The following is a 25,151-nucleotide window of genomic DNA, read 5'->3' on the forward strand; positions in this document are numbered from 1 at the left end:
TGACGCTGGCCGGAGGCGCGGGTATAAACCGCGTCTCGTTGTTTTGTCGGACTTTTTCCCCATGAGCTTCAGCCCTTTGATTCGCCAACTGATCGACGCCCTGCGAACCTTGCCGGGCGTGGGTCAGAAAACTGCCCAGCGTATGGCGTTGCAGTTGCTCGAACGTGACCGCAGCGGCGGTACGCGCCTGGCCCAGGCCTTGAGCCAGGCCATGGAAGGGGTCGGACACTGCCGCCAGTGCCGCACGCTGACCGAAGACGATCTGTGCCCACAATGTGCCGACACCCGTCGCGACGACACGCTGCTGTGCGTGGTGGAAGGGCCGATGGACGTCTACGCGGTCGAGCAGACCGGATTTCGCGGGCGCTATTTCGTGCTCAAGGGGCACCTGTCGCCGCTGGACGGCCTGGGCCCGGAAGCCATCGGCATTCCGCAATTGATGGCGCGGATCGAAGAGGCGTGCACCTTCACCGAAGTCATCCTCGCCACCAATCCGACCGTGGAAGGCGAGGCGACGGCACACTACATCGCCCAGTTGCTGCAGAACAAAGGCCTGATCGCCTCGCGCATCGCTCACGGCGTACCGCTGGGCGGCGAACTGGAGCTGGTGGACGGCGGCACGCTGGCCCACTCGTTTGCCGGGCGCAAGCCGATTTCCCTCTGAGTCACACAATCCTGTTGAAAACCAAGCAAGCGCTCGGTTAAGTTCGGCGAACCCTTCCATGGAGTTCGCCGATGCCCGCCTTCCAGGAATACTTCGACCCCAGCCACCAAATGGTCCGCGACAGCGTCAGACGTTTCGTCGAGCGCGAGATCCTGGCGGACATCGATGCGTGGGAAGAAGCCGAGAGCTTTCCCCGTGAGCTGTACCTGAAGGCCGGTGCGGCCGGCATTCTCGGCATCGGTTACCCCGAAGCGCTCGGCGGCAGTCACGAAGGTGATCTGTTTGCCAAGATCGCCGCCAGCGAAGAACTGATGCGTTGCGGCTCCGGCGGGCTGGTCGCCGGGCTCGGTTCGCTCGATATCGGGTTGCCGCCGATCGTCAAATGGGCTCGGCCCGAAGTGCGTAACCGCGTCGTCCCCCAAGTACTCAGCGGCGAGAAAATCAGCGCGCTGGCCGTCACCGAACCGGGCGGCGGCTCGGATGTCGCCAACCTGCAGACCCGCGCCGTACGCGATGGCGACCACTATCGAGTCAGCGGCAGCAAAACTTTCATTACCAGTGGCGTGCGCGCCGACTACTACACCGTCGCAGTGCGTACCGGCGCGCCCGGTTTTGGCGGCATCAGCCTGCTGTTGATCGAGAAGGGCACGCCCGGTTTCACCGTCGGCCGGCCGCTGAAGAAAATGGGCTGGTGGGCGTCGGACACGGCTGAATTGTTCTTCGATGATTGCCGGGTGCCCGTAGGAAACCTGATTGGCGCGGAGAACATGGGGTTCGCCTGCATCATGGGCAACTTTCAGAGCGAACGTCTGGCGCTGGCGCTGATGGCCAACATGACCGCGCAACTGGCGCTGGAAGAAAGCCTGAAGTGGGCGAAGGAGCGTGAAGCGTTCGGCAAACCCATCGGCAAGTTCCAGGTGATCAAGCATCGCCTCGCGGAAATGGCCACGGCGCTGGAAGTCTCGCGGGAGTTCACCTATCGGCAGGCGGCGAAGATGGCGGCAGGGCAGAGCGTGATCAAGGAGATTTCCATGGCCAAGAACTTTGCCACGGACACTTCGGACCGGATTACCAATGAGGCGGTGCAGATTCTTGGCGGGCTGGGTTATATGCGCGAAAGTCTGGTGGAGCGGCTGTATCGGGATAACCGGATTCTGTCGATTGGCGGCGGGACGCGGGAAGTGATGAACGAGATCATCAGCAAACAGATGGGACTGTAATCTTCGGTGTTTGATCGTTCCCACGCTCCGCGTGGGAATGCAGCCCGGGACGCTCCGCGTCCCTTCCAAAGCCGAACGCGGAGCGTCCGTTGAGGCGTTCCCACGCAGAGCGTGGGAACGATCAGGCGCGGGGTTTTACTTATCAGTCAACGCAAACTGCGTCAGGCAGAACGTAGGAATCCCCATGTCCTCCAGACGCTGCGAACCACCCAGTTCCGGCAGATCAATGATCGCCGCCGCTTCATGAACGCGGGCGCCCATGCGGCGGATCAGGTTGGCCGCTGCGATCAGCGTGCCGCCGGTGGCGATCAGGTCATCGAACATCACCACCGAGTCGCCCTCGCACAGGCTGTCGGCGTGCACTTCGAGGAACGCTTCGCCGTACTCGGTCGCGTAGCCTTCGGCCAGCACGTCCGCCGGCAGCTTGCCCTGCTTGCGGAACAACACCAGCGGCTTGTTCAACTGATAGGCCAGTACCGAACCGATCAGGAAACCACGCGCATCCATCGCACCGATGTGGGTGAAGTCGGCTTCGACATAGCGGTGGGCGAAGCTGTCCATCACCAGGCGCAGAGCCTTGGGCGACTGGAACAGCGGGGTGATGTCGCGAAAGATCACACCCGGTTTCGGGAAGTCGATCACGGGGCGGATCAGGGATTTGATGTCGAAGGAGTCGAAGACCATCGTCGAGGTGTCCTGGCAGGGCTGCAAACGGCGCAGTATACCCGCGGCTGAAACGATTCGCTCGGCCGCGGGTCGAGATCAGACTTCGAGCGAGCCGCCGGCCAGGGCGCAGAGCTGGATCGGGTCGAGGATGTGGATTTCCTTGCCCTCGGCGGCGATCAGTTCGTTCTGCTGGAAGCGGGTGAAGACCCGGGACACGGTTTCCACCGCCAGCCCCAGATAGTTGCCGATTTCATTGCGCGACATGCTCAGGCGGAACTGATTGGCCGAGAAGCCGCGAGCGCGGAAACGCGCCGACAGGTTGACCAGGAAGGTGGCGATGCGCTCGTCGGCGGTTTTCTTCGACAGCAGCAACATCATCTGTTGGTCGTCGCGGATTTCGCGGCTCATCACGCGCATCAGCTGACGGCGTAGCTGCGGCAGTTGCAGGGCCAGCTCATCAAGGCGTTCGAACGGAATTTCGCAGACCGAGGTGGTTTCAAGGGCCTGGGCGGAAACCGGGTGTTTCTCGGTGTCCATGCCGGACAGCCCGACCAGCTCGCTCGGCAGGTGGAAGCCGGTCAGTTGTTCTTCGCCGGTATCGCTCAGGCTGAAGGTCTTCAGAGCGCCGGAGCGTACTGCATAAACGGAATCGAAGGTGTCGCCCTGGCGGAACAGGAACTCACCCTTTTTCAACGGGCGACCCCGTTTAACGATTTCGTCCAGCGCTTCCATGTCTTCCAGATTCAGCGAAAGTGGCAGGCAGAGAGGGGCCAGGCTGCAATCCTTGCAATTAGCCTGGTTGTGAGCGCGCAGTTTAACTGGCTCGGACATTTCTTAAATCCTTGTGGGAAAACACACATAAGGCGTAAGGGTAACCCAGCGGAGGACATTCAGGCCAGCCTGTGGCGAGATTGCCCGGCCGGCAAAACGCCGCAGGGATGACGGCCGATAAACGTGTCTCGGACGGCGTGCAAGGCACCGTTTCGATGACCGCTATGGATACGCAGCCCCCTGCGTTGTTGATGAAAAGTCAGATCACCCGGGAAAAGCGCTGGCGATTCTGCTGTTCCAGATACGCATCGAACACCATGCACACCGAACGCACCAGCAGTCGCCCGGCCGGCAGCACGGTGATGCGCTCGCGATCCAGTTCGATCAACCCGTCCTGCGCCATGCCCTGCAATTGTGGCCAGAGCGCGCCGAAGTAACCCTGAAAATCGATGTTGAAGCTGCGCTCGATCTCGGCGAAGTCCAGGCTGAAATTGCAGATCAGTTGTTGGATCACCGCGCGCCGCAGGCGATCGTCAGCGTTGCACACCAAGCCTCGGCTGGTAGCCAGTTGCGCGCCGGCGAGGGTGTTCTGGTAGTGATTGAGGTCGCTGCTGTTCTGGCAGTACAGATCGCCGATCTGGCTGATCGCCGACACGCCCAGGCCGATCAGATCGCAGTGACCGTGGGTGGTGTAGCCCTGGAAATTACGTTGCAGGGTCGATTCTTCCTGAGCAATCGCCAGTTCATCGTCGGGCAGGGCGAAGTGGTCCATGCCGATGTAGCGATAGCCGGCGGCGGTCAGTTGTTCGATGGTCCGCTGCAGCATTTCCAGTTTCTGCGCCGGGCTCGGCAGTTCGTTGCCGTTGATCCGCCGCTGCGGCATGAAGCGTTCCGGCAGGTGTGCGTAGTTGAATACCGAGAGCCGGTCCGGTTGCAGGCTGATGACTTCCTCGACGGTGCGGGCGAAATTATCTGGAGTCTGCTTGGGCAGGCCGTAAATCAGGTCGATGTTGATCGAGCGAAATTGCAGGGTCCGCGCCGCGTCGATCACCGCGCGGGTTTCCTCCAGACTTTGCAGGCGATTGACCGCCCGTTGTACCGCCGGGTCGAGATCCTGCAGGCCGATGCTGACCCGGTTGAAGCCCAATTCGCGCAGCAGGCCCATGGTCGACCAGTCGGCTTCGCGCGGGTCGATCTCGATGCCGTAATCACCGGAGTCATCGTCCAGCAGATTGAAATGCTTGCGCAGGTGCGCCATCAACTGGCGCAATTCATCGTGGCTGAGAAAGGTCGGCGTGCCGCCGCCGAAGTGCAGTTGCTCGACTTTCTGCGCCGGGTCGAGGTGACAGGCGATCAGCTGGATTTCCTGCTCGAGCCGTTGCAGATAGGGCAGCGCGCGGCCGCGATCCTTGGTGATGACCTTGTTGCAGGCGCAGTAGTAGCAGATGTTCGCGCAGAACGGCACGTGTACGTACAGCGACAGCGGGCGCAGGGCCTTGCGGCTGTCGCGCAGGGCATGAAACAGGTCGAAGGTGCCGACCTGGCTGTGAAATTGCACGGCCGTCGGGTACGAGGTGTAGCGCGGCCCCGCCAAGTCGTAGCGGCGGATCAAATCGGTGTCCCAACGAATGGCGTCGAGCATGCGGGCATTCCCCCGGATAGGCTGGCAGTGTGCCGAGTCTAGGGGAGGGCGCGAAAAGGCATCTTGATTTGCATCAACGGGATCAGTGGCCCATCAGCCAGTGCTGGTGCGGCCCCGGCAGGGTCCAGATACCGAACAGGATCACCAGCAGACCGCCGGCCATGCGCACGCTGCGTTTGCGCAACAGCGCCGTGACCCGCTCGGCCGCGAGGCCGGTGGCCAGCAACACCGGCCAGGTGCCGAGCCCGAAGGCGAGCATCAGCAATGCACTGTCCAACGCATTGCCCTGACTGGCCGACCACAGCAACGTGCTGTAAACCAGCCCGCACGGCAGCCATCCCCACAGCGCGCCGAGCAGCAAGGCCCGGGGCAGGCTCGACACCGGCAGCAAGCGGTTGGCGACGGGTTGAATGTAACGCCACAGTCCTCGGCCAAGGCTTTCGATGCGGGTCAGACCGCTCCACCAGCCCGCCAGATACAGGCCCATGGCGATCAGCAGCAACCCGGCCAAAACCCGCATGAACAGCGCGGCGGGACTGTTGGCCACCGCCCAACCGGCCAGCCCGATCAGCAGACCGGCCGTGGCATAGCTGAGGATTCGCCCGAGGTTATAGGCCAGCAACAATCGAAAGCGTCGGCTGCGTTGTTCCTTGGGAATCGCCAGGGTCAGTGCGCCCATCAAGCCTCCGCACATGCCCAGGCAATGGCCGCCGCCGAGCAGGCCAAGGATCAACGCAGACACCAGCAGCGGCGCCAGTTCAAGCATGGGGTGGCGCCTTGTCGTCCGGTTTGGCGGGGTTGGCTTCGTCCACAGCGGCAGTGTGGTTCGGGTCCTGGTCGTCGAACAGGATGCTGTGGGCCGGACCGTCGAGGTCGTCGTACTGGCCGCTGTCCACCGCCCAGAAGAAGATGTAGACGGCGATGGCCACGATCAGCAGCGCGGCCGGAATCATCACGTAGAGAGCTGGCATCTGTACTCCATGCCCGCGCGGCTCAGGCCGGCAGCGGGCGGGTTTCTGACGAGGCGCTGACGGCCGGCGCGCTCGGCAGGCGCGTCAGGCGCAGGGCGTTGAGCACCACGGTCAGCGAACTGATCGACATGCCGACGGCGGCCCACACCGGAGTGATCCAGCCGAGGGCGGCGAACGGCAACATGAGGCCATTGTACAGCGCGGCCCACAACAGGTTCTCGATGATCACCCGACGGGTGCGGCGGGCCAGCGTGAAGGCTTGTACCAAGGCGTCGAGGCGGTTGGACAGCAACACCGCATCGGCACTGGTTTTCGCCAGATCGGTGGCCGAGCCCATGGCCACGCTGATGTCCGCAGCGGCCAGCACTGGCACGTCGTTGACCCCGTCGCCGAGCATCAACACCTTGCGGCCTTCCTTGTGCAGTTGTTGCAGCACTTGCAGCTTGTCGTCCGGACGCAGACCACCCCGGGCCTCGTCGATGCCCAGTTCGGCGGCGACGCTGGCGACCATCGGCGAACTGTCGCCCGACAGCAGCAGCGTGCGCCAGCCGCGTGCCTTGCACGCCGCGAGCAGGGCCGGGGCGTCGTCGCGCAGGCGGTCGTCGAGGGCGAACCAGGCCAGCGGTCCGTTACTGTCACCGAGCAGCAACCATTGCCCCGGTTCCTTCGGCATCGAGGGCACAGGCACGCCGCTGAGATCACAGACAAAATCCGCCTGGCCGATGCGCAAACGCTGTTCACCGACCAACCCTTCAAGCCCCAGCCCCGGCGTGCTATGGACCTCTTCGGCAGCCAGTGGCGCGCGACCGAAGGCGCGGGCGATCGGGTGTTCGGAACGGTTTTCCAGGGCGGCGGCCAGGCTCAGGCATTGATCGTTGTCGAGGGCCCCGAGCGGGCGGATCGAACGCAGTACCAGTCGGCCTTCGGTGAGGGTGCCGGTCTTGTCGAAGATCACCGTGTCGATCTGATTCAAGCCTTCCAGCACATGACCGCGCGTCAGCAGCAGGCCGAGTTTGTGCAGGGTGCCGGTGGCGGCGGTGAGGGCGGTCGGCGTCGCCAGAGACAGCGCGCACGGGCAGGTTGCAACCAGCATCGCGAGGACGATCCAGAACGCCCGTGACGAATCCAGTTCCCACCACAGCAGGCCGATGGCGGCCGCCGCGATCAACGACAGCAGCAGGAACCATTGCGCGGCGCGGTCGGCGATTTCCGCCAGCCGTGGTTTTTCCGCCTGGGCGCGATCCAGCAGGCGGACGATGGCCGACAGCCGCGTGTCCTGGCCGAGTGCCTGCACCTCGACGGTCAGCGCACCTTCCACGTTCAGCGTGCCGGCAGTGACCGCATCGCCTTTGGTGCGCGGTTGCGGCAGGTATTCGCCGGTCAGCACCGATTCGTCGATGCTCGACTGGCCATCGAGGATCTTGCCGTCCGCCGGCAGCACTGAGCCCGGTTGCACCAGCACCCGATCACCGAGGCGCAGTTCGCTGAGCAGGATGCGTTCGCTCTGGCCGGCGTCGTCGAGGCGCAGGCACGAGGCCGGCAGCAGATTGACCAGTTGTGCGGTGGCGGCAGCGGTGCGCTCCCGGGCGCGGCGTTCGAGGTAGCGCCCGGCGAGCAGGAACAGCGCGAACATGCCCACTGCGTCGAAATACAGCTCGCCGACCCCGGTAATAGAGGTCCAGATCCCGGCGACGTAAGCCGCGCCGATCGCCAGCGACACCGAGACGTCCATGGTCAGATGACGGGTGCGCAAGTCGCGCATGGCGCCTTTGAAAAACGGCGCGCAGCTGTAGAACACGATCGGCGTGGTGAGGAACAGCGCGACCCAGCGCAGGATGGTGTGAAGCTCGGGGCTGAGGTCGATGTTGAATTCCGGCCAGGTCGCCATGGTCGCCATCATCGCCTGGAACCACAGCAGCCCGGCGACGCCGAGCTGGCGCAGGGCGAGGCGGTTTTCGCTGGCCAGTTGTTCGCTGGCGCGGTCGGCCTGATACGGGTGTGCGGCGTAACCGATGTGGCGCAGTTCGCCGAGGATCTGGCTCAGCGGCAATTGCCCGTCAGCCCAGCGCACATGCAGGCGATGGTTGGACAGGTTCAGCCGCGCCTCGGCCACGGCGGGCAGGGTGCGCAGGTGTTTCTCAATCAGCCAGCCGCACGCGGCGCAACTGATGCCTTCCATCAGCAACGTGGTTTCGGCCAGCTCACCTTCGTGGCGCACGAAGGGTTGCTGCACGTCGGCGCGGTCGTACAGCTCAAGCTCATCGACCAGTTGCACCGGCAGCGCTTCGGGGTTGGCCGAAGCTTCGCTGCGATGCTGGTAATAACTTTCCAGGCCGCCGGCGACGATGGCTTCGGCCACGGCCTGACAGCCGGGGCAGCAGAACTCGCGGGATTCCCCGAGCACGACGGCGGTGAAGCGACTGCCGGACGGGACGGGCAGGGCGCAGTGGTAGCAGGGGATTGGAATGGTCATGAGGCGTTCCGATGATCGTTCCCACGCTCCGCGTGGGAATGCCTCCCCGGACGCTCCGCGTCCGCTTCGGCTGGGACGCGGAGCGTCCCTGGCGGCGTGCCCACGCAGAGCGCGGGAACGATCAGAGTAAGGCTTATTTCTTCAGGTCTTCTGCACCCTGCAACGGCTCATCACCCAGCAACAGATCCTTGTCATGGTTGACCAGCTCTTCCTCGAACATCCGCCACACGTGATCGTCCTGAGTGCCCAGCAATTCAACAAAGCGCCGGCCTTCGACCTTGTCGCTCAACTGGCCAATGTAGCGGCCCGTTTCAGTCTCGCTGCGGGCCAGGACGATCTTGCGATCCTTCTCCGGCTGGGTCGGCGAGATCAGGTTCAGTTCCAGGGTTTTCGGCTGGCTGTCGCCGCTCAGGCGCAGGTCGACTTCGCCGGTGACATCATCCAGGTGCACAGCGGCGCGCATCTTCAGGGTCTGAGCCAGCAATTCACGGTCCAGCGAACGATTGATGCCCTTGCCGGCCTCGTAGTAGTTGTCGTTGACCAGGTTGTCCGGGTTGTTCACCGCGATGGTCACCATGGACAGCGTCAGGGTCACCGAACAGGCCAGAATCGCGATGATGATCCATGGCCAAAGGTGCTTGTACCAGGGACTTGCGGCGTTTGCTGCGGGCATGTTCAGTTCTCTCAACGATTTTGTGGGCCGATGAACCGGCTCTTGGCTTCTACGTGGACGCTGTCGTCATCGGCATCCCTGAGGATGAATTTCACCTCGTTGGTGCTTGATGGCAGTTGTTCAGGCGCGCTCGACAGCTCGACCGGCATGCTGAAGATTTCCCCGGCCGGCACCTTGATCTCGCGTTTGCCTTGCAGGCGCAGATCCGGCAAACCGGCGGCTTCCAGCACGTAGGTGTGGTCGCGCTGATCCTTGTTCATGATCTTCAGGCTGTAGACGTTTTCGATCCGGCCTTCGGCGTTTTCGCGGTACAGCACGCGGTCCTTGCTGACGTCGAAACCCACCAGCGAACGCATGAAGAAGGCCGTCACCAACAGGCTGATCATCGCCAGCAGCACCACGGCATAACCGATCAGGCGTGGCCGCAGTTTATGGGTTTTCTGCCCGGACAAGTTGTGCTCGGTGGTGTAGCTGATCAGTCCGCGCGGGTAATCCATCTTGTCCATGATGCTGTCGCAGGCGTCGATGCACGCGGCGCAGCCGATGCATTCGATCTGCAGGCCGTCGCGGATGTCGATGCCGGTCGGGCAGACCTGGACGCACATGGTGCAGTCGATGCAGTCGCCCAGGCCCTGAGCCTTGTAGTCGATGCCTTTCTTGCGCGGACCACGGCTTTCACCGCGACGCGGGTCGTAGGAAACGATCAGCGTGTCCTTGTCGAACATCACGCTCTGGAAGCGTGCATACGGACACATGTAGATGCACACCTGCTCACGCAGCCAGCCGGCATTGCCGTAGGTGGCGAGGGTGAAGAAACCGACCCAGAAATACGACCAGCCATCGGCTTGCCCGGTGAAGAATTCGATTACCAGTTCGCGGATCGGCGAAAAGTAGCCGACGAAGGTCATGCCGGTGACGAAGCCGATCAGCAGCCACAGCGCGTGCTTGGCGAATTTACGCAGGAACTTGTTGGCGCTCATCGGCGCCTTGTCGAGCTTGATGCGCTGGTTGCGGTCGCCTTCGGTGACCTTCTCGCACCACATGAAAATCCAGGTCCAGACGCTTTGGGGACAGGTGTAACCACACCAGACCCGGCCGGCATACACGGTGATGAAGAACAGACCGAAGGCGGCAATGATCAACAGCCCGGAAAGCAGAATGAAATCCTGCGGCCAGAAGGTGGCGCCGAAAATGAAGAACTTGCGCTCCGGCAGGTTCCACCACACTGCCTGGTGACCGCCCCAGTTCAACCACACCGTACCGAAATACAGCAGGAACAGCGCCGCGCCGCCCATCATCCGCAGATTGCGGAACAGGCCGGTGAAAGCACGGGTGTAGATTTTTTCTCGAGAGGCGTAAAGGTCGACGCTGTTGTTTGCGTTCTTACTGGGTGGCGTGACGTCGTGTACCGGAATCTGGTTGCTCATCATTGCATCCCACGGCAGTGGAAAAATGCCTCGGTCGATACGTGCCGGCCGGGGTCAAAAAGGGGTGTTGCGGTGGCGCAATGATACGCCTGTACTACCGACGAACGGGTGCGACCTTTGGTCGCGTTGGGGAAAAATCATGAATGGTGTAGCGAATGTAACAAAGCATGATGCAGATCAATTGACTATAGACGATGGGTGCTGCTGACATCGCGACGGCTCAGTCACCCAAACCCGGAAATTGCCGCCGCTTTCATCAATCGGTCAAAGCAACCGGCCGCCGCCAAGGCTGTCCATCCCGCCGGTACTGCGCTTTCTGTCGGCAGTGGCTTCGTTCACGATGGATCGTGTTTGTCGTCTCAGGCTGTCGCTGTTGGCTTCGTCAATTTGTGGCGTCTGTTCACCCATTTGAATCGGCTGATCAGTTTCCTGATTCGGATGTTGTTCGTTCATCGGATAGCTTCCTTGCAAGATGAGTTGTGAGGTAGGCAGCCCATCGGCTGCAGCAGGACGTTATCGCTTGCCAGCCAATGTGCCCATCGAATTTCAGTTGCGAGATGTGAAGCTGAGATGCGGGTCTTTCATTCCCACGGATTGATCAGCGCAACGCCGCTGGATTCAAAGTCGGCGACATTGCGGGTGACCACCGTCAGCCCATGAACCAGTGCCGTCGCGGCAATCAGCGCATCGCTTTCATTGGCCTGATCCGGCACATGAATGCGCGCGCAGCGCAGGGCGACAGCTGCATCGACCGGCAGGATTCGCGCATCGAAGGCCGGCATTACGTGGCGCTTGAGCCAGGTGCGCAGTATCTTTCCCTGAGCCGGATCACGGCGCTCCATGCGTAGGACGCCGGTCTCCAGTTCCTTCAGCGTAATGGCCGAGATAAACATGCGAGGGGCAATGATCGTTCTGGCCCAGGCGACAACGTTCTTGTCGGCCTGGGGTTTGCGCAATTCGGAAATTACATTGGTGTCTAGCAAATACATTCAGGACAGGTCCACAGGGCGGTGAGTGATCACGGCACGCTCGGTTTCGAACTCGATGTCTGCCGCTTCAGGCATGACCAGCAGATCGACGATGCTCGCGTTGAGGCCGGTTAGTTTTTCGTACTCCTCAATGCTTAGCAGTACGTGGGCGGGCTTGCCACGATCCGTGATGATCACCGGCCCATTGCGTGCGGCTTTTTTGGCACTGCTTGTGTCCTGATTGAATTCGCGGCTGGAAATGGTGGTGATGGCCATCATTGCGACCTCTCCTGAAAAAGATATGTAGCAACGTTACTACCTCATGCCTCGTCTCACAACCGGGAAGGCCTGACGAGCCTGACCGCTGGTCGGGCATTCAAAAAGGCAGAAACAAAACGGCCCCGCCAATTCTCATTGGCGGGGCCGCTTTGTTTGCTTCAGGCGTTGGCCTTACTGGGCCTCGGCTTCCGCTGGTTTTTCACCGTGGGACAGGCTGTAAACGTAAGCCGCCAGCAGGTGAACCTTGTCGTTGCCTTGCAGTTGTTCCTGGGCAGGCATCTGGCCCTGACGGCCGTAACGGATGGTCTGCTGCAGTTGGGCGAAGCTCGAACCGTAGATGAACGCGGCCGGGTGGGTCAGATCGGGTGCGCCCATGGCTGGCGTACCTTTACCCGCCGGGCCGTGGCAGGCCACGCAGTTGGCGGCGAACAGTTTCTGGCCATTGGCCGGATCTGCCTTGGTGCCTTCCGGCAGCTTGCGGCCATCCAGATTGGTCAGTACGAACGCAGCCACATCGGCCACGCCTTGCTCACCGATCACTTCAGCCCAGGCCGGCATCACCGCGTGACGACCGCCCATGATGGTGGTCTTGATGGTTTCCGGCTCGCCGCCCCAGCGCCAGTCGGCGTCGGTCAGGTTCGGGAAGCCATAAGCGCCCTTGGCGTCGGAACCGTGGCAGACCGAGCAGTTGGAGGCGAACAGGCGGCCACCCATTTTCAGGGCTTGTGGATCCTTGGCGACTTCTTCGATCGGCATGGCGGCGAACTTGGCGAAGATCGGACCGAACTTGGCATCCGAACGCGCCATTTCCTTTTCCCACTCGTGAACGCCGGTCCAGCCGGTCTGGCCGTTGGCGAACGCGGTCTGCTTCTCGGTATCGAGGTAGTTGTAGCCCGGCAGCAGGCCTTTCCAGTTGCCCAGGCCCGGGTACAGCACCAGATAACCCAGAGCGAACACGATGGTGCCCACGAACAGCATGAACCACCATTTCGGCAGCGGGTTGTCGTACTCCTCGATCCCGTCGAAGGAGTGGCCGACCGTCTCGTCCGTCTGCTCGCTGCGCTGGCCCTTGCGGGTCGACAGCAGCAGCCAGGTCAGGGAAAAGATCGTACCGAGACTGAGGACTGTGACGTACAGACTCCAGAATGTAGTCATTCTTTGTTACTCCTAGAAGCTTGCTCGACGTGCTTGATGGCTTCGGGATCATCCGCGAAGGGCAGCAAGGTCGCGTCTTCAAACTCCGACTTGCGCTTGGGGCTGAACACCCACAACGCCAGGCCGATGAAGGCAACCATCACGACAACGGTGCCCAGGCCTCGAATCATCCCGATATCCATCAGAATCACCGTTTGCTTTTGATGATGGTGCCCAGGCCTTGCAGATAGGCCACCAGCGCGTCCATTTCGGTTTTGCCCTTCACGGCATCTCTTGCACCGGCGATGTCTTCGTCGGTGTAAGGGACGCCGAGCGTGCGCAACACTTCCATTTTCTTGGCCGTGTCTTTGCCATCGAGCTTGTTTTCTACGAGGAACGGGTAGGCCGGCATTTTCGACTCGGGGACGACGTTGCGCGGGTTGTACAAGTGCGCACGCTGCCAGTCATCGGAGTAACGACCGCCGACGCGGGCCAGGTCCGGGCCGGTACGTTTGGAACCCCACAGGAACGGGTGATCCCAGACGCTTTCACCGGCGACCGAGTAGTGGCCATAGCGTTCGGTTTCGGCACGGAACGGACGGATCATCTGCGAGTGGCAGCCGACACAGCCGTTGGCGATGTAAACGTCGCGGCCTTCCAGTTCAAGGGCGGTGCGCGGCTTCATGCCTTCGACCGGCTTGTTGGTGACGTCCTGGAAAAACAGCGGAACGATTTGGGTCAGGCCACCGACGCTGACGGCGATGACCATGAAGAAGGCCAGCAGACCAATATTCTTCTCGACAGCTTCATGCTTCATCAGTGAGCTCCAACTACGGCGATCTTGGCGGCGGCTTCGGCTTCAGCCGGGTTCGAGGCGCGCACGGTGCGCCATACGTTGTAAGCCATCAGCAGCATGCCGCTGGCGAAGAACGCACCGCCCAGGGCACGGACGATGAAGCCGGGGTGGCTGGCCTGCAGCGCTTCGACGAACGAGTAGGTGAGGGTGCCGTCGTCGTTGATTGCACGCCACATCAGGCCTTGAGTGATGCCGTTGACCCACATCGAAGCGATGTACAGCACGGTACCGATGGTCGCGAGCCAGAAGTGCGCGTTGATCAGGCCGGTGCTGTGCATCTGCGCGCGGCCGAACAGTTTCGGGATCATGTGGTAGATCGCGCCGATCGAGATCATCGCTACCCAGCCGAGTGCACCGGCGTGTACGTGGCCGATGGTCCAGTCGGTGTAGTGCGAAAGCGAGTTGACGGTCTTGATCGCCATCATCGGACCTTCGAAGGTCGACATGCCGTAGAACGCCAGCGATACCACCAGGAAGCGCAGGATCGGGTCGGTGCGCAGCTTATGCCAGGCGCCCGACAGGGTCATCATGCCGTTGATCATGCCGCCCCAGCTCGGTGCCAGCAGGATGATCGACATCGCCATGCCCAGCGATTGTGCCCAGTCCGGCAGTGCGGTGTAGTGCAGGTGGTGCGGGCCGGCCCAGATGTACAGGGTGATCAGCGCCCAGAAGTGCACGATCGACAGACGATAGGAGTAGATCGGACGTTCGGCCTGTTTCGGCACGAAGTAGTACATCATCCCCAGGAAGCCGGTGGTCAGGAAGAAGCCCACGGCGTTGTGGCCGTACCACCACTGGATCATCGCGTCGGTGGCGCCCGAGTAGGCCGAGTAGGACTTGAACAGGCTGACCGGCAGCGACATGTGGTTGACGATGTGCAGCATCGCGGTCACCACGATGAACGCACCGTAGAACCAGTTACCGACATAGATGTGCTTGGTCTTGCGCTTGGTGATGGTGCCGAAGAACACCAGTCCGTAGGAAATCCAGACAATGGCCAGCAAAATGGCGATCGGCCATTCCAGTTCCGCGTATTCCTTGGTGGTGGTGTAACCCAGCGGCAAGGTAATGATCGCGCCGACGATCACCGCTTGCCATCCCCAGAAGGTGAAGGCCGCGAGGCTGTCGGAAATCAGTCGCGTCTGGCAGGTTCGCTGCACGACATAGTAGGAAGTGGCAAACAGTGCACAACCACCGAAGGCGAAAATCACCAGGTTTGTGTGCAACGGGCGCAGGCGTCCAAAGCTCGTCCACGGCAGACCGAAGTTCAACTCCGGCCAGACCAGTTGCGAGGCGATGAAGACACCGAGCCCCATGCCAAGGATCCCCCAGACCACCGTCATGATGGCGAACTGGCGGACTACCTTATAGTTATAAGCAGTCGGACTGATTGCTGTGCTCATTCTAAGGTTCCACGGTTTGGGTGTTTTATTAGGATTAAAATCGGCCGCAAGTATGTAGAAAGCAGGGGGTCAATGCAACGCGCCATGACCTGGGTCAATGCTTTCCAACGCTGATTCTGCGGCCTTTCCATGCGCCGCGTAAGGACAAAATTGCCCTCGGACAAAATGTCGCAGCGGACGAAAAAAGCGAGGGGTCCCGGTCGGATGTAACGGGGTGTGTTCGAACGCTCGGTTAGGGTGACGGACGGTAATGGGCACGACAGCCGGTATCTACCGGCCTTTGCGGCCATGTCAGTCAGCCGATTCGTTCAACGCCTCGCTCGGGGTCGACCTGGAACCGGCACGGGCCAGTCCGCATCGAGCAAGCGTAGACCCGAATCCGGGTAACCGAAAGGAGAGGGGGTGAAGGGGTGCGACAAAAGGAAGCAGCTGCAAGCTGCAAGCTGCAAGCGACAAGACGAATCATGTCGCCTGCAGGATTGTATACATTGCTTGTGATTTTACTTGGAGCTTTCAGCTTGAAGCTTGTCGCTCAACTGCTCAGTATTTTTTGACAGACTGTATACGTAAGCGGCGAGCAGTTGCACTTTATCGTTGCCCAGCAGCTCGTTCTGAGCGGGCATGTGGCCTTGACGGCCATGGCGAATGGTTTGCTCGAGCTGGGTCAGGCTGGTGCCGTAGATGAAACCGGCCGGGTGCGTCAGGTTCGGCGCGCCCATGGCTTCGGTGCCCTGGCCGTTTGCCCCGTGACAGGCGGTGCAGGTTGTGCTGAACGCCTGCTGACCCGCTTGGAGATCAGCCTTGTTGTCCGCCGGCAGTGGCAGCCCCGCCAGTTCATGACGCACATAGGCGGCGACGTTTTTCACGCCAGTCTCACCCAGCACTTCACCCCACGCCGGCATTGCCGCCATCCGGCCACCCATGATGGTGGTCTTGATGGTTTCGGCGCTGCCGCCCCAACGCCAGTCCTTGTCGGCGAGGTTAGGGAAACCGAACGCACCCTTGGCGTCCGAGCCGTGGCACACCGAGCAATTGGAGGCGAACAGACGGCCACCCATTTTCAGCGCCTGCGGATCCTTCGCCACTTCTTCCACCGGCATCGCGGCGAACTTGGCGAAGATCGGCCCGAACCTGGCGTCCGCCTTGCTCATTTCCTTTTCCCATTCGTGGACGCCGGTCCAGCCGTCCTCGTAGCCGGGCAGGATGCCTTTCCAGTTGCCCAGGCCTGGGTAAAGGATCAGATAGCCCACGGAAAACACCAGCGTGCCGGCGAACAGCATGAACCACCACTGCGGCAGCGGGTTGTCGTACTCCTCGATGCCGTCGAAGCTGTGGCCCATGGTCTGGTCGACGCTGCCCTTGGTCTCGCCCCGGCGGGTGCCGATCAGCAGCCAGGTCAGGCCGATCAGGCTGCCGATGGTCAGTACGCAGATCCACGTACTCCAGAAGGTGGTCATGGCCGGGTACTCCTTGTTTCATTAACTTGGGTAGTGTCGGGTTGCGGCTCGTCGGCGAACGGCAGCAGGCGTGCTTCGGCGAATTCCGGCGTGCGCTTGCGGTTGAACACCCACAGGGTCAGGCCGACGAAGGCCACGAACACCACGACCGTGCCGAGGCCGCGAATCAGCCCCGCGCTCAATTCAAAGACCATGGCTCACCTCTTGCTCTTGATCGCAGTGCCGAGCACTTGCAGGTAGGAGACGAGGGCGTCCATTTCGGTCTTGCCCTTGAGGCTGGCCACCGCGCCGCTGATGTCGTCGTCGGTGTAGGGCACGCCGAGGGTGCGCATGGTCTTGAGCTTGGTTTCGGTGTGGCTGCTGTCGACCGGTTGGGTGACCAGCCATGGGTAGGCCGGCATTTTCGATTCCGGTACAACGTTGCGCGGGTTGTACAAGTGCGCGCGGTGCCAGTCATCCGAGTAGCGCGCGCCAACCCGGGCCAGGTCCGGACCGGTGCGCTTGGAACCCCACAGGAACGGGTGATCCCACACGCTTTCACCGGCCACCGAGTAGTGCCCGTAGCGTTCGGTTTCGGCGCGGAACGGACGGATCATCTGCGAGTGGCAACCGACGCAGCCTTCGCGGATGTAGATGTCGCGACCTTCCAGCTGCAGCGCGGTGTAGGGCTTCATGCCCTCCACCGGTTTGTTGGTCACGTCCTGGAAGAACAGCGGGACGATCTGGGTCAGGCCGCCGATGCTCACGGCGAACACCATCAGCAGCATCAGCAGGCCGACGTTCTTTTCAATCGTTTCGTGTTTCATGGCGGACTCCTCAGGCCATCTGCGCGGCAGCAACGACGTCAGCAGGCTGCGAGGCCCGCACGGTGCGCCAGGTGTTGTAAGCCATCAGGAACATGCCGCTGAGGAAGATCGCCCCGCCAATCAGCCGCACGACGAAGCCTGGGTGGCTGGCCACCAGGGTTTCGACGAAGGAGTAGGTCAGCGTGCCGTCCTCGTTCACCGCACGCCACATCAGGCCCTGGGCGATGCCGTTGACCCACATCGACGCGATGTACAAAACGGTGCCGATGGTCGCGAGCCAGAAGTGCGCGTTGATCAGGCCGATGCTGTGCATCTGCTCTTTGCCGAAGACTTTCGGGATCATGTGGTACAGCGCGCCGATGGAAATCATCGCCACCCAGCCGAGTGCGCCGGCGTGTACGTGGCCGATGGTCCAGTCGGTGTAGTGGGAGAGGGCGTTGACAGTCTTGATCGCCATCATCGGACCTTCGAAGGTCGACATGCCGTAGAAAGCCAGCGATACCACGAGGAAGCGCAGGATCGGGTCGCTGCGCAACTTATGCCAGGCGCCCGAGAGGGTCATCATGCCGTTGATCATGCCGCCCCAGCTCGGTGCCAGCAGAATCAGCGACATCACCATGCCCAGCGACTGCGCCCAGTCCGGCAGCGCGGTGTAGTGCAAATGGTGCGGACCGGCCCAGATGTACAGGGTGATCAGCGCCCAGAAGTGCACGATCGACAGACGATACGAATACACCGGACGTTCGGCCTGTTTCGGCACGAAGTAGTACATCATCCCGAGGAAACCGGCGGTGAGGAAAAAGCCTACGGCGTTGTGGCCGTACCACCATTGCACCATCGCATCGGTTGCACCGGCGTACACCGAGTAGGACTTGGTAAAGCTCACCGGCAACTCAAGATTGTTGACGATGTGCAGGATCGCCACGGTGATGATGAACGCGCCGAAGAACCAGTTGCCCACATAAATGTGCTTGGTCTTGCGCTGCATGATCGTGCCGAAGAACACGATGGCGTAGGCGACCCAGACGATGGTGATCAGGATGTCGATCGGCCATTCCAGCTCGGCGTATTCCTTGGAACTGGTGTAACCCAGTGGCAGGCTGATGGCCGCCAATAGAATCACAAGCTGCCAGCCCCAGAAGCAGAACGCGGCGATTTTCGGCGCAAACAGCTGGGTCTGGCAGGTGCGCTGCACCGAGTAGAACGAACTGGCGAACAAGGCACAGCCGCCGAACGCGAAGATCACCGCGTTGGTGTGCAGCGGGCGCAGGCGTCCGAAGCTGGTCCACGGCAGGTTGAAGTTGAGTTCGGGCCAGACCAATTGAGCCGCGAGAAAAACCCCGAGCCCCATGCCGACGATGCCCCACACCACCGTCATAATGGCGAATTGGCGGACCACCTTGTAGTTGTAGGCGGTACTGATAGAAGTGTTCATGGTTCCCCATCCACGGTTCAGCCGAAGTGAGCGCCAACAGCGCGTCCTTCGCCTGGAGTTATAGGCAGACTAAAAGCGAGGCAAGCATGGACAAACAGCACAAGGCCAGTATTGACGGGGATCAATGGGCGCAGTGCCTGCGGGATCACGGGTGGCTTTGGGATGCCGCTGTTGGGGAGGCTTCGGCGACGCTCATTCTCGCCCATGGTGCGGGGGCGCCGATGGACAGTGAGTGGATGACGGATGTGGCTGGGCGCCTTGCCGGACTTGGTATCAACGTGTTGCGGTTTGAGTTTCCTTATATGGCGCAGCGGCGGGTTGATGGGGTTAAGCGACCGCCGAATCCTGCGGGGAAATTGCAGGAGTGCTGGCGTGAGGTGTATGGCTTGGTGCGACTTCATGTCGCTGGGCCACTCGCGATTGGCGGGAAGTCCATGGGGGGGCGGATGGCGAGTTTGCTTGCCGATGAGCTTGGCGCTGATGCGTTGGTTTGCCTTGGTTATCCGTTTTATGCGGTGGGGAAACCGGAGAAGCCTCGGGTTGAGCATTTGGCTTCTTTGCAGACTCGGACGTTGATTGTTCAGGGGGAGCGGGATGCTCTGGGGAATCGGGACGCTGTCGAGGCTTACGATCTATCGCCGAGTGTTGAGGTGTTTTGGCTGGCCTCTGGGGATCATGATTTGAAGCCGCTCAAGGTTTCCGGGTTTACGCATGAGCAGCATTTGGCTTTGGCGGCGGAGAGGGTTGCCGGGTTTCTTCGTTGAGGTTTGGTTTTGGGGTGTATATCCGTTGCTGCGGTTATGGCTGCTTAGGGTTCCGCCCTTACGGCGGGTCACTTTTGGCAAACGCCCCAAAAGTAACCAAAAGGTCTTGCTCCTACGTCCGGCCCGCTCGCTGAGGCTCGGGGTTCCTTCGCTCCGGGATTCATCCGGGGGCATCGCCTCCGGTTTGCTTCGCTGCACCTCCTCTCGATGTGTTTGGCTTCGCCAAACGGTCGCTGCGCTCCCACCCCCGGATAAATCCCTCCACTCAGCCTTCCGAAGTCGCCCGTGGATCAAGATCAAAAGCTGCAGCCGAGCTAACGCTCATCCTGTTGAGTGGTTAGGAGCCGATTGAAGTGCTGTTCAAAACCTGAGTTCAACTCGGTATCCCACGTCGGCGTACCTCGCCCAAACACCTCCGTCAGTCCCCTCTCCCTCGGGGAGAGGGCTAGGGTGAGGGGTAAGGATTTCACTGACACACCACAAAAACTGAAAGCCCCCCAGCCCGGCATTTCCAGCGAATAAACACGATCGCGTCACCACGTTTAAAGTACACGAACCGTTACGCCATAAGGGCTACAACACCTTGCGTCGTTGCCTACGCGTACGCCAGAATCCGCCGGCTTACGCGGTTTGGAAAGGGCTATATCGTTTCCCTGTCACTGAAAAACAGTGATCGGGTTTGGTAGCCCGCTTCGAAACCGTCGTATGGCGTCACCATATGCAGTCCCTTATTTGGGGCTCAGATTTTATGGTGGGCATGCGCGGGGCTCCTTTGTGAGCGCCGGGTTTCCCGTTTCGACCGGTCTACCAACCCGCGTATGGCCACCACCCTTCGTTTGGTAGCGAGGGTGATGGCTCCTAAATATTCGAAACTGGAGTTAAATCTATGTTCAAAGCCACGCCTAACCCACCAGAAGCCGACCCAATCCTCCAAGACCCCGAGCTCGAGTCCCAAAAGACAAAAGAAGCCGCCGACCGCGCACTCGACTTTTACCTCGGCCCCGAAATTCCGAAGTACTTCCCACCCAAGGCCCGTCCCATCTACATGGTCGATCCCACGCTCGATGACGAAACACTGCTTGTCGAAGCCAGTGAATCACTGTCGTCAGCCAACGCCATGGCCGGCAATATCGCCAACTCGGTAAAAGGCCCGGAACGCAAACCGCTGCTGGCGCTGCAACAGCTGATCATGTTGAACGAGCTGCTGGTAAATCGACTGCTGGACAGGCTGCGCTTGCCACAGTAATCGCTGGTAACCGCGTGTAACGCCAAATCAAAAACAAAAAACCGGATAGCTCTCACTATCCGGTTTTTTGTTATCACCCACTAAATACATTTTCCGAGAACTGGCCAGCCAGTTAATCAAAAGTCGTCGAGGTCCAGATAGATGACTTTTCCCACGACCCATGGCTCAACAATCTCGTAATGCACCGTTCGCAGAAATGAACCCCACTCACTCCGGTTATGGGCATCCGGGCCAGTGATTGTCAGCAAAAGGTATTCATCCCGGAAAGCATCGTAGGCGTAGATAAGCCAGAAGTCGTTGTCAGGATCGTCAACCAGGGCAGTTCGATAATACTGGCGGTCTATTTTTGCCCACCGCGCCTGGGTCGCTTGGGTACTGGCCAGGTGGATGTGATGCATATCGCTGAGGTCGAGTCGTTCGTCTCGCCCAAAAATAGCGGGCAGTTCGCCGCACACTTTGTAGTTATAAAAATGAGCGGCGAAATTTTTCCAGTTGTTGATTTGTTCGAAAAGCGCAGAGATTTTGACTGCTGGCATCTATGGCTACTTTGTTATGGGTAGCTTGCCAGTGATCACATATTTATCGAACGCTTTCTGCCCATCACGCGCGGCTTGCCGGACATCAAGAAAAGTCAGTTCATCGCGAATGACTTTTTTGACTGGCTTGTCGATCTTTCTGGTGGTGGCCATCGGAGCCTCCAAAGGAGATGTATTCATACTGACCAGCTTAAGGGATTGGATTTCTACCGGCAAACGATAGAGCCGACCCCAAAGGTGCACCAGTCAGCGGATTCTGGCGTTCTTGTAGGGCATAGCGCCCCTATGTGTAGTCACGCGGTGAGCCACAATAAAAAACCCGGAAGCTCTCGCTATCCGGGTTTTTTCTATTGCAGAACAATCAGCGGTTAAACCGCTCCACCAACGAGTATTGCGTGTTGGCGGTCTTGGTCAGCTCTTCACTCAGCAACGCCGAGTTATGCGCCTGTTCCGAGGTCTGGTCCGCTAGTTCCGAGATGTTGCTGATGTTGCGGCTGATTTCTTCAGCCACGGCACTTTGCTCTTCGGTCGCGGCGGCGATCTGGGTGGTCATGTCGGTGATGTTGGCCACGGCTTCGCTGATGCCCACCAGTGCCTGGTCTGCTTCCAGTACCCGCGCCACACCTTCTTCCGCCTGGCGATGGCCGGCTTCCATGGTTTGTACGGCGCTGGATGCAGTCTGTTGCAACTTGGCGATCAGGGCGTGGATCTGGCCGGTGGATTCGCTGGTACGTTGTGCCAGTTGGCGGACTTCGTCGGCAACCACGGCAAAACCACGGCCCATCTCGCCGGCACGCGCGGCTTCAATCGCAGCGTTGAGCGCCAGCAGGTTGGTCTGGTCGGCGATGCCTTTGATCACGTCGACCACGCCGCCGATTTCGTCGCTGTCCTTGGCCAGTTGGGTGACGGTCAGGCCGGTTTCACCGACCACGACCGACAGGCGCTGGATGGCTTCGCGGGTTTCGCCGGCGATGTCGCGGCCGCGGCCGGTCAGACGATTGGCTTCCTGGGTGGCGTCGGCGGTGCGCTGGACGTGGCTCGCCACTTCCTGGGTGGTGGCGGCCATCTGGTTGACGGCGGTGGCGACCTGTTCGGTTTCCACGCGCTGACGTTCCAGACCGCTGGAGCTGTTGTGCGCCAAGGCGTCGGACTGTTTGGCCTGATCGGTCAGGTGCTCGGCGGTGTCCTGCAGACGGGTCAGGCAGGTTTTCAGACGCGCTTCCTGGCTGAGGATGGACATCTCCAGACGCGCCTGGGCGCCACGGCTGTCGGTGTACATCTGCGCGATCAACGGGTCGGAGGTGGTCTGCTCGGCCAGACGCAGCAGGCGCTTGAGCCCGCGTTGTTGCCATTGCAGGCCCAGCAGGCCCAGCGGCACCGACAGACCGGCGGCGAGGGCGAAGCCCCACTGCGAGTTGAGGGTGGCGCCGATCATGAAGCTCAACTGGCTGACCAGAATGAACGGCAGCCAGTCCTGCACGATCGGCAGCCATTTGTCGCTCGAAGGAATCGCCGACTTGCCCTGGTTGATGCGTTGGTAGAGCGCTTCGGCACGGCGGATCTGTTCGGCGGTGGGTTTGACCCGCACCGACTCGTAACCGACCACCTGACTGCCATCGAACACCGGCGTTACATAGGCGTTCACCCAGTAATGATCACCGGTCTTGCAGCGATTCTTGACAATGCCCATCCATGGCAAGCCTTGTTTCAGTGTGCCCCACATGTGCGAAAACACCGCTGCCGGGACGTCGGGGTGACGGACCAGGTTGTGCGGCGCACGGATCAGTTCCTCACGCGAAAACCCGCTGATTTCGACGAAAGCGTCGTTGCAGTAGGTGATCACGCCTTTGGCGTCGGTTGTGGAAATCAACCGTTGCTGAGCCGGGAAAGTCCGTTCGCGTTGTGTAATGGGCTGGTTGTTACGCATGGTTTTTCAATCCGCAAGGCTTTGAAAGGTTGTCGGCGGGGGCGGCCATTTATTGAAATTTTTTTTCATTTATAAGTACGGCGTCGCAAAACGGCCCTTGCTTCAACCCGCGAGCATCGGATAGGTGAACAGACCGAAATGCAGCAGGTTCAGACCAAAATGTGTGGCGATCGCCGCGCCGAGCCCGCCAAAACGGTAGGCCAGACCATAGCCGACACCCGCCAGGCTCGCCAGCAACACCCATTGCCAGCCGGCGCCCACATGCACCAGGCCGAACAGCAGGGACGCCAGCAGCAGCGCGAGGTTGTCGCCGTAGGGCAGGTGTTTGAAACGCCGGCTGAGGCCGCCCTGGATATAGCCGCGAAACAGAGCCTCTTCGACCAGCGTCACCAGCAGCAGATTGTTCAGCACCCACAGCCATGCCTGATCCGGCCACTTCGGCGCCCAAGTGATCATGCCCAGTAACACGGCGCCGCCCAACGCCAGAATCACGCTCAGCGTCAGTGCCAGCGCGGTGGCGTACACCGTCAGGCGCAATGAGCGTCGCGCGACGATCCACGGGCAGACCAATAGCAGCCAGAAGCCGATCAGCGGTTTGTCGAGATTCAGGTACATCGAGAACGGCACAGCGTTGTCGGTGAAGCGCTGGGGCTCGATGGCCCGGCCGTTGTAGAAACCCGGCAGCCAGTGCAGGGCCAGCGCCAGAGCCAGCACGATAAACAGGCCATGCCCGAGATAACGCCCGACCGGCACGGTTTGCTGGCGCACGGCGTAACCGGCGAAAACCAGCAGTGCAATGGAGATCAGCGCCAGCCAGCCGAGCTGGCCGAAACTCGACGCCAATCCGTAACCAAGGCTGAGAATCCCGAGATAGAGCCATGGCAGAGCTGTCATGGAAAGTCCTTGTGCACGATTTGTGGACAGGCTTTCTACACGGGTGGGGACGAGGGGACAAGTGAAGGTGTGGCGAGAAACCGGGACAACACGCAAACCTGTGGCTGACACTTAGACCTGTCAGAGACCTGTGGGAGCTGGCTTGCCAGCGATGGCGTCTGCACAGTCGACACCTTCATTAACTGACTCACCGCTATCGCTGGCAAGCCAGCTCCCACAAGTTCTCGGGTGTGGCTGAAATGTCAGCGCAGGTTGAGTTTCGCCGCCGCGCGCTCGGTGATCTCCTTGCGCAACTTCAGCGAAGGCGCCGCACGCTTACGCGCCTCATCGACAACCGCACTCGGCGCCGTCTCCGGGCTGCCCGAATCAAACGGTGGCGCCGGCGCATATTCCAGCTGCAACTGCACCAGTTGCGCCGTATCGACACCGACCAGCTCTTGCGCCAACGTCAGGGCAAAATCGATCCCCGCCGTGATGCCGCCCCCGGTAAACAGATTGCCGTCGCGCACCACCCGATCCTTCACCGCAATCGCGCCCAGTGTCGGCAGCAGATCGTGATAAGCCCAATGCGTGGTCGCCCGTTTGCCCTGCAACAGGCCCGCCGCCCCGAGCACCAGCGAACCGGTGCACACCGACGTCACGTACCGCGCCTGCGCCGCTTGCGCCTTGATAAAGGCCAGCGTCTGCTCATCCTCCATCAACGGCCCGACGCCTGCGCCGCCGGGTACGCAGATTACGTCCAGAGCCGGGCAATCCTCGAACGTGGTGGTCGGTTTCAGCACCAGCCCGGTGCTGGCGGTGACCGGCACCAGATCCTTCCAGATCAGGTGCACTTGCACGTCCGGCAACGACGCCAGCACGTCATACGGGCCGGTCAGGTCGAGTTGCTGCACCTGGGGAAACAACAGAAAACCGATCTGCAACGCCATGATTCTTCTC

Annotated in this window: 28 protein-coding genes; 4 read left to right on the plus strand and 24 right to left on the minus strand. The window is 60.9% G+C overall.

Going from position 1 to position 25,151, the window contains the following annotated elements:
- Positions 1 to 61: 61 nt before the first annotated feature.
- Entirely contained in the window at positions 62 to 664 is a 603-nt protein-coding gene (gene recR, locus ACEN93_RS26265) for a recombination mediator RecR (RefSeq protein WP_495610687.1), read from the plus strand.
- Positions 665 to 735: 71 nt separating this feature from the next.
- On the plus strand, positions 736 to 1,884 hold the full coding sequence (locus ACEN93_RS26270) for an acyl-CoA dehydrogenase family protein (protein WP_495610688.1): 1,149 nt from the start codon (positions 736 to 738) through the stop codon (positions 1,882 to 1,884).
- A 135-nt stretch (positions 1,885 to 2,019) separates the two neighbouring features.
- Here ACEN93_RS26270 and ACEN93_RS26275 read toward each other — a convergent pair whose 3' ends face one another.
- The 19 genes from ACEN93_RS26275 to ccoN (ACEN93_RS26365) all read right to left on the minus strand — a co-directional run bounded on the left by ACEN93_RS26275 (position 2,020) and on the right by ccoN (ACEN93_RS26365) (position 18,845).
- Positions 2,020 to 2,568, minus strand: coding sequence for an adenine phosphoribosyltransferase (locus ACEN93_RS26275; RefSeq protein ID WP_003223345.1), 549 nt, complete (start codon positions 2,566 to 2,568; stop codon positions 2,020 to 2,022).
- A gap of 78 nt (positions 2,569 to 2,646) precedes the next feature.
- Positions 2,647 to 3,381: a fumarate/nitrate reduction transcriptional regulator Fnr gene (fnr, locus tag ACEN93_RS26280; RefSeq protein WP_039770035.1), complete on the minus strand. Its 735-nt coding sequence runs from the start codon at positions 3,379 to 3,381 to the stop codon at positions 2,647 to 2,649.
- A gap of 199 nt (positions 3,382 to 3,580) precedes the next feature.
- Positions 3,581 to 4,963, minus strand: coding sequence for an oxygen-independent coproporphyrinogen III oxidase (gene hemN / locus ACEN93_RS26285; RefSeq protein ID WP_011333280.1), 1,383 nt, complete (start codon positions 4,961 to 4,963; stop codon positions 3,581 to 3,583).
- Between the two features lie 82 nt (positions 4,964 to 5,045).
- Complete coding sequence (locus ACEN93_RS26290) at positions 5,046 to 5,729, minus strand: sulfite exporter TauE/SafE family protein (protein ID WP_039770036.1); 684 nt, start codon at positions 5,727 to 5,729, stop codon at positions 5,046 to 5,048.
- Positions 5,722 to 5,934 carry a cbb3-type cytochrome oxidase assembly protein CcoS gene (gene ccoS / locus ACEN93_RS26295; RefSeq protein ID WP_007951659.1) on the minus strand — a complete coding sequence of 71 codons (213 nt, stop codon included), beginning with the start codon at positions 5,932 to 5,934 and terminating at the stop codon, positions 5,722 to 5,724. Before ccoS ends, ACEN93_RS26290 begins: the two co-directional genes overlap by 8 nt.
- 22 nt (positions 5,935 to 5,956) lie before the next feature.
- Positions 5,957 to 8,407, minus strand: a complete 2,451-nt coding sequence (locus ACEN93_RS26300) for a heavy metal translocating P-type ATPase (protein WP_495610689.1) — start codon at positions 8,405 to 8,407, stop codon at positions 5,957 to 5,959.
- Between the two features lie 133 nt (positions 8,408 to 8,540).
- The gene (locus ACEN93_RS26305) at positions 8,541 to 9,080 is read right to left on the minus strand and encodes a FixH family protein (RefSeq protein WP_085667902.1); all 540 of its coding nucleotides are present in this window, start codon (positions 9,078 to 9,080) and stop codon (positions 8,541 to 8,543) included.
- A gap of 11 nt (positions 9,081 to 9,091) precedes the next feature.
- On the minus strand, positions 9,092 to 10,507 hold the full coding sequence (gene ccoG / locus ACEN93_RS26310; RefSeq protein ID WP_085649031.1) for a cytochrome c oxidase accessory protein CcoG: 1,416 nt from the start codon (positions 10,505 to 10,507) through the stop codon (positions 9,092 to 9,094).
- 264 nt (positions 10,508 to 10,771) lie between these two features.
- Positions 10,772 to 10,960, minus strand: a complete 189-nt coding sequence (locus tag ACEN93_RS26315) for a hypothetical protein (protein ID WP_039770042.1) — start codon at positions 10,958 to 10,960, stop codon at positions 10,772 to 10,774.
- Between the two features lie 128 nt (positions 10,961 to 11,088).
- Positions 11,089 to 11,496, minus strand: a complete 408-nt coding sequence (locus ACEN93_RS26320; RefSeq protein ID WP_039770044.1) for a type II toxin-antitoxin system VapC family toxin — start codon at positions 11,494 to 11,496, stop codon at positions 11,089 to 11,091.
- Positions 11,497 to 11,751 carry a type II toxin-antitoxin system Phd/YefM family antitoxin gene (locus ACEN93_RS26325; protein WP_039770179.1) on the minus strand — a complete coding sequence of 85 codons (255 nt, stop codon included), beginning with the start codon at positions 11,749 to 11,751 and terminating at the stop codon, positions 11,497 to 11,499.
- A 174-nt stretch (positions 11,752 to 11,925) separates the two neighbouring features.
- Positions 11,926 to 12,909, minus strand: a complete 984-nt coding sequence (gene ccoP, locus ACEN93_RS26330) for a cytochrome-c oxidase, cbb3-type subunit III (RefSeq protein WP_039770046.1) — start codon at positions 12,907 to 12,909, stop codon at positions 11,926 to 11,928.
- Positions 12,906 to 13,091 carry a CcoQ/FixQ family Cbb3-type cytochrome c oxidase assembly chaperone gene (locus ACEN93_RS26335; protein WP_003175465.1) on the minus strand — a complete coding sequence of 62 codons (186 nt, stop codon included), beginning with the start codon at positions 13,089 to 13,091 and terminating at the stop codon, positions 12,906 to 12,908. The genes ccoP (ACEN93_RS26330) and ACEN93_RS26335 overlap by 4 nt, the downstream gene beginning before the upstream one ends.
- 5 nt (positions 13,092 to 13,096) lie before the next feature.
- A complete protein-coding gene (ccoO, locus tag ACEN93_RS26340) occupies positions 13,097 to 13,705 on the minus strand; it encodes a cytochrome-c oxidase, cbb3-type subunit II (protein ID WP_011333287.1) in 609 nt (202 codons plus the stop codon).
- Positions 13,705 to 15,147, minus strand: coding sequence for a cytochrome-c oxidase, cbb3-type subunit I (ccoN, locus tag ACEN93_RS26345; protein WP_039770049.1), 1,443 nt, complete (start codon positions 15,145 to 15,147; stop codon positions 13,705 to 13,707). Before ccoN (ACEN93_RS26345) ends, ccoO (ACEN93_RS26340) begins: the two co-directional genes overlap by 1 nt.
- Before the next feature lie 500 nt (positions 15,148 to 15,647).
- Positions 15,648 to 16,604 carry a cytochrome-c oxidase, cbb3-type subunit III gene (gene ccoP / locus ACEN93_RS26350; protein ID WP_163974457.1) on the minus strand — a complete coding sequence of 319 codons (957 nt, stop codon included), beginning with the start codon at positions 16,602 to 16,604 and terminating at the stop codon, positions 15,648 to 15,650.
- Positions 16,601 to 16,798, minus strand: coding sequence for a cbb3-type cytochrome oxidase subunit 3 (locus ACEN93_RS26355; RefSeq protein ID WP_039770054.1), 198 nt, complete (start codon positions 16,796 to 16,798; stop codon positions 16,601 to 16,603). The genes ccoP (ACEN93_RS26350) and ACEN93_RS26355 overlap by 4 nt, the downstream gene beginning before the upstream one ends.
- Before the next feature lie 3 nt (positions 16,799 to 16,801).
- Positions 16,802 to 17,410, minus strand: a complete 609-nt coding sequence (gene ccoO / locus ACEN93_RS26360) for a cytochrome-c oxidase, cbb3-type subunit II (protein ID WP_039770055.1) — start codon at positions 17,408 to 17,410, stop codon at positions 16,802 to 16,804.
- A gap of 10 nt (positions 17,411 to 17,420) precedes the next feature.
- Positions 17,421 to 18,845, minus strand: coding sequence for a cytochrome-c oxidase, cbb3-type subunit I (gene ccoN, locus ACEN93_RS26365; RefSeq protein ID WP_007969190.1), 1,425 nt, complete (start codon positions 18,843 to 18,845; stop codon positions 17,421 to 17,423).
- Positions 18,846 to 18,931: 86 nt separating this feature from the next.
- Between ccoN (ACEN93_RS26365) and ACEN93_RS26370 the strand changes: the two genes are divergently transcribed.
- Entirely contained in the window at positions 18,932 to 19,609 is a 678-nt protein-coding gene (locus ACEN93_RS26370; RefSeq protein WP_495610690.1) for an alpha/beta family hydrolase, read from the plus strand.
- An 886-nt stretch (positions 19,610 to 20,495) separates the two neighbouring features.
- Positions 20,496 to 20,855 (plus strand): DUF6124 family protein, encoded by a 360-nt coding sequence (locus tag ACEN93_RS26375; protein WP_039770060.1) that lies wholly within the window; start codon positions 20,496 to 20,498, stop codon positions 20,853 to 20,855.
- Between the two features lie 116 nt (positions 20,856 to 20,971).
- Here the strand turns inward: ACEN93_RS26375 and ACEN93_RS26380 are convergent, their stop codons facing one another.
- The 5 genes from ACEN93_RS26380 to inhA form a co-directional block, all read right to left on the minus strand.
- Entirely contained in the window at positions 20,972 to 21,391 is a 420-nt protein-coding gene (locus ACEN93_RS26380; RefSeq protein ID WP_039770062.1) for a type II toxin-antitoxin system YafO family toxin, read from the minus strand.
- A 6-nt stretch (positions 21,392 to 21,397) separates the two neighbouring features.
- Complete coding sequence (locus ACEN93_RS26385) at positions 21,398 to 21,544, minus strand: hypothetical protein (RefSeq protein ID WP_165369536.1); 147 nt, start codon at positions 21,542 to 21,544, stop codon at positions 21,398 to 21,400.
- Positions 21,545 to 21,752: 208 nt separating this feature from the next.
- The gene (locus ACEN93_RS26390) at positions 21,753 to 23,318 is read right to left on the minus strand and encodes a methyl-accepting chemotaxis protein (protein WP_039770064.1); all 1,566 of its coding nucleotides are present in this window, start codon (positions 23,316 to 23,318) and stop codon (positions 21,753 to 21,755) included.
- 102 nt (positions 23,319 to 23,420) lie between these two features.
- The gene (locus tag ACEN93_RS26395; RefSeq protein WP_495610691.1) at positions 23,421 to 24,212 is read right to left on the minus strand and encodes a CPBP family intramembrane glutamic endopeptidase; all 792 of its coding nucleotides are present in this window, start codon (positions 24,210 to 24,212) and stop codon (positions 23,421 to 23,423) included.
- Positions 24,213 to 24,454: 242 nt separating this feature from the next.
- Positions 24,455 to 25,141, minus strand: coding sequence for an isonitrile hydratase (gene inhA, locus ACEN93_RS26400; protein WP_414882509.1), 687 nt, complete (start codon positions 25,139 to 25,141; stop codon positions 24,455 to 24,457).
- Positions 25,142 to 25,151: the final 10 nt, after the last annotated feature.

The organism is Pseudomonas sp. Pseusp21, from assembly GCF_059492145.1.

Coding starts and splice junctions, on each gene's coding strand:
- ACEN93_RS26290 (WP_039770036.1), bottom strand. CDS start 5,729: ATGCTTGAACTGGCGCCGCTGCTGGTGTCTGCGTTGATCCTTGGCCTG.
- ccoP (WP_039770046.1), bottom strand. CDS start 12,909: ATGACTACATTCTGGAGTCTGTACGTCACAGTCCTCAGTCTCGGTACG.
- ACEN93_RS26325 (WP_039770179.1), bottom strand. CDS start 11,751: ATGGCCATCACCACCATTTCCAGCCGCGAATTCAATCAGGACACAAGC.
- inhA (WP_414882509.1), bottom strand. CDS start 25,141: ATGGCGTTGCAGATCGGTTTTCTGTTGTTTCCCCAGGTGCAGCAACTC.
- ccoN (WP_039770049.1), bottom strand. CDS start 15,147: ATGAGCACAGCAATCAGTCCGACTGCTTATAACTATAAGGTAGTCCGC.
- ACEN93_RS26395 (WP_495610691.1), bottom strand. CDS start 24,212: ATGACAGCTCTGCCATGGCTCTATCTCGGGATTCTCAGCCTTGGTTAC.
- ccoO (WP_011333287.1), bottom strand. CDS start 13,705: ATGAAGCATGAAGCTGTCGAGAAGAATATTGGTCTGCTGGCCTTCTTC.
- ACEN93_RS26370 (WP_495610690.1), top strand. CDS start 18,932: ATGGACAAACAGCACAAGGCCAGTATTGACGGGGATCAATGGGCGCAG.
- ccoS (WP_007951659.1), bottom strand. CDS start 5,934: ATGCCAGCTCTCTACGTGATGATTCCGGCCGCGCTGCTGATCGTGGCC.
- hemN (WP_011333280.1), bottom strand. CDS start 4,963: ATGCTCGACGCCATTCGTTGGGACACCGATTTGATCCGCCGCTACGAC.
- ccoP (WP_163974457.1), bottom strand. CDS start 16,604: ATGACCACCTTCTGGAGTACGTGGATCTGCGTACTGACCATCGGCAGC.
- recR (WP_495610687.1), top strand. CDS start 62: ATGAGCTTCAGCCCTTTGATTCGCCAACTGATCGACGCCCTGCGAACC.
- fnr (WP_039770035.1), bottom strand. CDS start 3,381: ATGTCCGAGCCAGTTAAACTGCGCGCTCACAACCAGGCTAATTGCAAG.
- ccoN (WP_007969190.1), bottom strand. CDS start 18,845: ATGAACACTTCTATCAGTACCGCCTACAACTACAAGGTGGTCCGCCAA.
- ACEN93_RS26380 (WP_039770062.1), bottom strand. CDS start 21,391: ATGCCAGCAGTCAAAATCTCTGCGCTTTTCGAACAAATCAACAACTGG.
- ACEN93_RS26270 (WP_495610688.1), top strand. CDS start 736: ATGCCCGCCTTCCAGGAATACTTCGACCCCAGCCACCAAATGGTCCGC.
- ACEN93_RS26390 (WP_039770064.1), bottom strand. CDS start 23,318: ATGCGTAACAACCAGCCCATTACACAACGCGAACGGACTTTCCCGGCT.
- ACEN93_RS26275 (WP_003223345.1), bottom strand. CDS start 2,568: ATGGTCTTCGACTCCTTCGACATCAAATCCCTGATCCGCCCCGTGATC.
- ccoG (WP_085649031.1), bottom strand. CDS start 10,507: ATGAGCAACCAGATTCCGGTACACGACGTCACGCCACCCAGTAAGAAC.
- ACEN93_RS26305 (WP_085667902.1), bottom strand. CDS start 9,080: ATGCCCGCAGCAAACGCCGCAAGTCCCTGGTACAAGCACCTTTGGCCA.
- ACEN93_RS26320 (WP_039770044.1), bottom strand. CDS start 11,496: ATGTATTTGCTAGACACCAATGTAATTTCCGAATTGCGCAAACCCCAG.
- ACEN93_RS26375 (WP_039770060.1), top strand. CDS start 20,496: ATGTTCAAAGCCACGCCTAACCCACCAGAAGCCGACCCAATCCTCCAA.
- ACEN93_RS26315 (WP_039770042.1), bottom strand. CDS start 10,960: ATGAACGAACAACATCCGAATCAGGAAACTGATCAGCCGATTCAAATG.
- ACEN93_RS26355 (WP_039770054.1), bottom strand. CDS start 16,798: ATGGTCTTTGAATTGAGCGCGGGGCTGATTCGCGGCCTCGGCACGGTC.
- ccoO (WP_039770055.1), bottom strand. CDS start 17,410: ATGAAACACGAAACGATTGAAAAGAACGTCGGCCTGCTGATGCTGCTG.
- ACEN93_RS26385 (WP_165369536.1), bottom strand. CDS start 21,544: ATGGCCACCACCAGAAAGATCGACAAGCCAGTCAAAAAAGTCATTCGC.
- ACEN93_RS26300 (WP_495610689.1), bottom strand. CDS start 8,407: ATGACCATTCCAATCCCCTGCTACCACTGCGCCCTGCCCGTCCCGTCC.
- ACEN93_RS26335 (WP_003175465.1), bottom strand. CDS start 13,091: ATGGATATCGGGATGATTCGAGGCCTGGGCACCGTTGTCGTGATGGTT.